Annotated in this window: 5 protein-coding genes and 1 pseudogene; 5 read left to right on the top strand and 1 reads right to left on the bottom strand. The window is 70.2% G+C overall.

Features of this window, described 5'->3' with window-relative positions:
* Positions 1-55: 55 nt before the first annotated feature.
* A complete protein-coding gene (locus AB1673_17410) occupies positions 56-1,195 on the bottom strand; it encodes an HNH endonuclease signature motif containing protein (GenBank protein ID MEW6155735.1) in 1,140 nt (379 codons plus the stop codon).
* 239 nt (positions 1,196-1,434) lie between these two features.
* Between AB1673_17410 and AB1673_17405 the strand changes: the two genes are divergently transcribed.
* The 5 genes and pseudogenes from AB1673_17405 (at position 1,435) to AB1673_17385 (ending at position 4,637) form a co-directional block, all read left to right on the top strand.
* Positions 1,435-1,704: a hypothetical protein gene (locus AB1673_17405; GenBank protein ID MEW6155734.1), complete on the top strand. Its 270-nt coding sequence runs from the start codon at positions 1,435-1,437 to the stop codon at positions 1,702-1,704.
* Between the two features lie 749 nt (positions 1,705-2,453).
* Positions 2,454-2,772, top strand: a pseudogene (locus tag AB1673_17400) (ATP-binding protein).
* A gap of 227 nt (positions 2,773-2,999) precedes the next feature.
* The gene (locus AB1673_17395) at positions 3,000-3,335 is read left to right on the top strand and encodes a hypothetical protein (GenBank protein MEW6155733.1); all 336 of its coding nucleotides are present in this window, start codon (positions 3,000-3,002) and stop codon (positions 3,333-3,335) included.
* Between the two features lie 173 nt (positions 3,336-3,508).
* Positions 3,509-3,922, top strand: a complete 414-nt coding sequence (locus AB1673_17390) for a hypothetical protein (GenBank protein ID MEW6155732.1) — start codon at positions 3,509-3,511, stop codon at positions 3,920-3,922.
* A gap of 73 nt (positions 3,923-3,995) precedes the next feature.
* Positions 3,996-4,637: a hypothetical protein gene (locus AB1673_17385; GenBank protein ID MEW6155731.1), complete on the top strand. Its 642-nt coding sequence runs from the start codon at positions 3,996-3,998 to the stop codon at positions 4,635-4,637.
* Positions 4,638-4,732 lie beyond the last annotated feature (95 nt).

Below are 4,732 nucleotides of genomic sequence, written 5' to 3'. Positions count from 1 at the left end.
GCCCCGCCCCGCCCCGCCCGCCACCCCGGCCCGCCAGCGCGTTGCGCCCGCGCACTTATGGCCCCGGGCCCAGGAGGCCGGCCTGGCGGTCGCGCTCGGTCTTGGCCCGGTGGTGGGGCCAACATCGGGCCCTGAGGTTGTCGAACGAGGTGGGCCCGCCGTTGGCCACGGGGTCGACGTGGTCCCACTCGAGGCCGTAGCGGCGCCCGCAACCGGCCTCGGTGCACTCGACGCCGTCGAAGGTCGGCGGCGGGCCCAGCTCCAGGGCGGTCCGCAGTTCGGCAGGGATGTGGCGCCCAAAGTGGGCCACGGTGGAGATCTCCACGCCGTCGTGGAGCACGGCCTTGACGAACGCGTCCTCGGCCAAGGTGGCCAGCACGCCCACGGGCACGGGGCCGCCCCCAACGATGTGGGCGCTCTCGCCCGGGTGGGCGTGCCCCCGCCTCCACGCCCACAGGTCACAGACCAGCACCAGGTCGGTCGAGGACCGCCCCGTCACCCCGGCCCCCGAAAGCATCGCCACCAGGGCGTCGGCCGCGTGGGCTGCCCGGGGCTCAGGCTCAGTGGCCTCCCGGCGGACACGGTCGCACTCACGGTCGAGGTGGGCCATCAGCCCCACCCCCACGTTGGGGGGCAGGGCCCCGGCCAGGCGGACCAGGCCCTCGCCGTCGCGCCAATGGCGGAAGTAGCGCCCCGCCCGCTGGCGACGGTGGAGCTCGCCGGGGTCGGCCGCGTCGAGCCGCCGGCGCCTGGCCTCGTCGTGCAGCTTGGCGAGCGACGACTCCCGGGCCAGGGCCAACATCTCGCCTTCGCTGCCCGCACAGGCGGCCTCGGCCCCCAGCACCACCGCCGCCTGCTCCAGGGATAGCTCGCCGTTGGCCAAGGCGTCGCCGACGGCCGTCCCCGGGCCGGCCCCGGCGGCCTCGACCACGCCCAGGGCTGCCTTGGCCGCGCCCCGGGTGGAGCCACTCAGCCGCGCTGCCCACTCAACCCCGTCGGCGAACCCCCGGCCCTCGTGGGCGCGGCCCTGCACGGCCCGGGCGGTGGCCCTGGCCCGGGCGGCGGCGCAAGCCTTCTCCGTCACGGCTAGTTGCTCGGCCACGACCGCGGCCTGCTCGCAGGCCACCAAGGCCGGGTCGAAGGCCGCCAGGACGGCCCGCAGCGCAGCGGCCTCCTCCAGCAACGTCGCCGTCATGGCACCTCCAGTCCTGGGCGCGTCGGGTCCAGCAGGAGGAAGGCCTAGCCGCCGGCCTTCGAGGCGTCACTGATAAGTGTACACGAACATACGTTCGGTTGTCAAGACGAATGCGCGGCCGCAGATGAAGCCGGGCAGACTGGGCTGTGACCCCGGAGCAGATCCTGGCCGAGTGGGAACGGCGCCATCTTCGGCTCCCTCCTGACCAGCGAACGCGCTTTCTGACCAAAGGTGGGCACGTGGAGCGGCTGGCGCGGCTGCCCGACGGGGCCGTGAAGCTCGCCATCGCCAACCACCGACGGCTCGAGGAGATCGAGCGGATGGCCAGAGGCGGGGCCGACCGAACGCCACCGTCGACGGCGCGGCGGGTTGCCAACGACCCACACCCCAGCGAATACGGCCGACTGACCATGCGCCAGCCCGCCCGCCCCGAGCAGGCGGTCAGCCTCGCCTATTGCGGGGTGTGCGAGGCCCGGATCACGCCCGAGGGGCGGTGCGGGTGCTCGTGACCGTGTCCTTTGGAGCGCCCCGCGCCGTCGTGGCCACCACGTGTACGAGCCGCTGGGGCTCGCCTGGAGCCACATGCTGGGCGACGGGCGTGTACGTCAGGGCAGGCCACCCTCGACCTACGACGGCTCGGACACGACGGCCGCCGCCCCCGCGACTCTTGTGGCCCGGGCGAGGGCTTTGGGGCTCGACCTGGTTGCGGAGCCGCCGCACCCCGCTGACCAGCTACTTTGCCGTGGAGGTGAGCGGACTCGAACCGCCGACTTCCACGTTGCGAACGTCATCGGGAGTCCCGCTGCAGCCGGCGGGAGTCGCGTTCTCCCAGGTCAGCGGGGGTATGGGCCTCGTCGCGCTCCGCTCCTCCCGCTCCAGCCGGCGGGAGTTGATGGGCAAAGTGATGGGCAACGAGCCTGTATCGGGGCGCCACCGTCCTGGGTCGAGGTCGTGCCCAGGCCGCGGGTCATGTGGGGCCGGGTGGTAGGGCAGCCGGAGGCGTTCTGGCGTCGGTGGCTCCTGACGGTGCGCGCTCGCCCATTGCCGTCGACCGCGAGGACCTGCGCCCAGCCTGTCGGGCCCCGGCAGCGCCGGCGGCCAGGGGCGCCCAGCCCCGCGCCGCCCGCCGTAGTGAAGGGCCTGGGGATCGGCTTGGGCATTCGCTGCGCAGAGCAGGCTCTGGCGCACGGCGTCGCGCACCGCCGAGCGAGTGGCTACCCCCAGAGCGGCCGTCGGCCTTTGGGAGTGGGACGGAAGCGGTCGCCTTCACGACGAGCTCACCAAGCTCGGGCGCTACCCGCTGCTCGTCATCGACGAGGTCGGCTACATCCCCTTCGAGGCCGAGGCAGCCAACCTGTTCTTCCAGCTGATGTCCTCCCGCTACGAACGGGCCAGCGTCATCGTCACCTCCAACAAGCCGTTCGGGCCGCTGGGGCGAGGTCTTCGGCGACGCGGTGGTGGCCCCGGTTCTCTTGTACTCGCGCGCGAACGGGCAGGTCATGGAACGTCCGCTGTGTGACGGACGTAGTCCACAGAGAGCTGTGGAGGGAGTGACCAACGCGAGGCCCCAGCCGTGAACTCACGCCCTGTCGTATCCGTTGCCCACGCGGGAAACTCCCGGCTGGCGTATGACGAGTCGGACTTCCCGTGCCACGTCACTTGGCCGCACCCGCGTGCAATTGATCGGCAGCGCCATGCTGGTGGGATGGCGAGAAGCTCCGGCGGACGGGACCGGATGGATGAGCGGTTAGGGCAGTCGCTGCGCCGATACCCGTGGATCTGGCTGGCGGGGACCCTTCTCCTGATGCTCGCGGTCTGGTCGACGCTCGCGACCGTCGCCGGCGAGAACGGACGCCGCGCGTGGCTGGATTGGCTGATCCCCGCGTTTGCGGCCTATGGCGTGTTGGCCGTGACCGTCCTCGTTCCGCGCGTCGTCGTTCCCCGCTCGCGAGGCAGGACGTCGGAAGATAGGAGCTCCCTTATGCGCTGGGCGTTCGCGATAGCGCCGTTCCTCGGTGGCGTTGGCGGGCTCATGCTCGGCAGTCACCAATGGGCGATGACGGTCGCCTTCCTCACGAGTGCCGTCCTGCTCGTCTACACGGCGGTCACCATCCGCGACGGCGAAGCGAGGCGGGCGTAGGCTCCGCCCCGCATTGTTCTTCTTCAGCCGCGGCGAGGCTTGCGGGCACCGGTCCCGCTCTCGCCTGCGTTGCGGTTGAGCTCGTTCATGAGCTCCCGGTTCATTGCCCGAGCGGCATCGAGCGTCTCGGTGAGCTCCCGCACCTCGACTTCGAGTAGAGAGATGCGCCGGCGTTGCCGGTGGTTGTCGGCCTCGAGGCCCTGCTCTGTGCTGCCTACGCGGATCACGACCTCGACGCCGCCAGGGCGGCTTATGCCCTCGTCATCGACGACGCCGAGGGCTGCGGGGCCTGGGCTGCGGCCGAGCACCTGCGGGCCGCCGAGGGCGAGGTGCTCACCTTCTTGACCCACCCCGCGGCCGGGCGGCTGCTCTTCGGCGACAAGGGGCGGCCCGAGCTCGGCGCCGGGGTGCTGGAGAGGGTCATGCGGGAGATGAACCGCCGCACCGACGTCGGCGTGCGCTGGTCCGTGGCCGGCGTCAGGGCCATCCTCATGGTGAAGCTCCAGCGCAAGTACGCTCACGGTCCGTGGTCACCGAAGCCGGTGGCCGACCAAACCCCCGCAGTGCGGTTCAGTCTCGTGGCTTGAGGCCCGATGTCAACACTCGCCCCGCTACCGAATTTTCGACACCTTCGTTGCGCCACGCTCATAGGATTAGAGGATGCACGTGTTCGAACTCATCAGCCCCGGGACATGGCTCGATGAGCCTAACCTTCCGGATGGTGAGCGGTTCAAGGTCGAAAGCCTGCTTGAGGTGCTGAAGAGCCATTTCGAGGAGGCCGCCCTCGCCCTCGGTAGGTTCGAACTCGAGCGGACCCAGCCGTGGCAGCGACCTGACTTCGGCAAGGAGTCGGAGTTTGAGAAACGACGGGCCATCGAAGCCGCCCTAGAGTCCCGGCTCGCGGATGCAAACTCGCCTGAAGAAGCGTGGGCGATGCGCGAGGAGATTCGTTTCCAGGCAGACGTCCACGTTAAGCGTGAGCGTTGGGAGTCAGGACAGGTCCCGCAGAGCTATCTCCGGCGCGGCGCGTTCCTCTATGCCAAGGTATTCTTGTACGCGCTTGACACCATCGGCAAGACACTGCGGGTCCTTGCGGGGACCACAGGTACACCGGCGACGCTGGAGGCGATCCGGCAATACTTCTACGACGCCCTGCCCTCTTTGACAGCCGTCCGAGATACTGCACATCACATGGAGGATCGAGCGCGCGGAGTGAGCCGACGCGGCGATCCCTTGATTCTCCAGCCTGTGGCTAACCGTATGGTCAACGGAGGATGCCCCGCTGGCCGTAGAACTTGGTGACGGCCTCCACTGGTGATACTACGCCGCAGGTGTGACAGGAACGGTGGAATCGACGCTCTTTGAGGTGGCGGCCTTGATGGCCGCGGCGAGCTGTG

The sequence above is a fragment of the Actinomycetota bacterium genome (genome assembly GCA_040754375.1).
Lineage (GTDB): Bacteria > Actinomycetota > Acidimicrobiia > Acidimicrobiales > AC-14 > JBFMCT01.
This window is presented reverse-complemented; position numbering and strand designations above follow the sequence as displayed.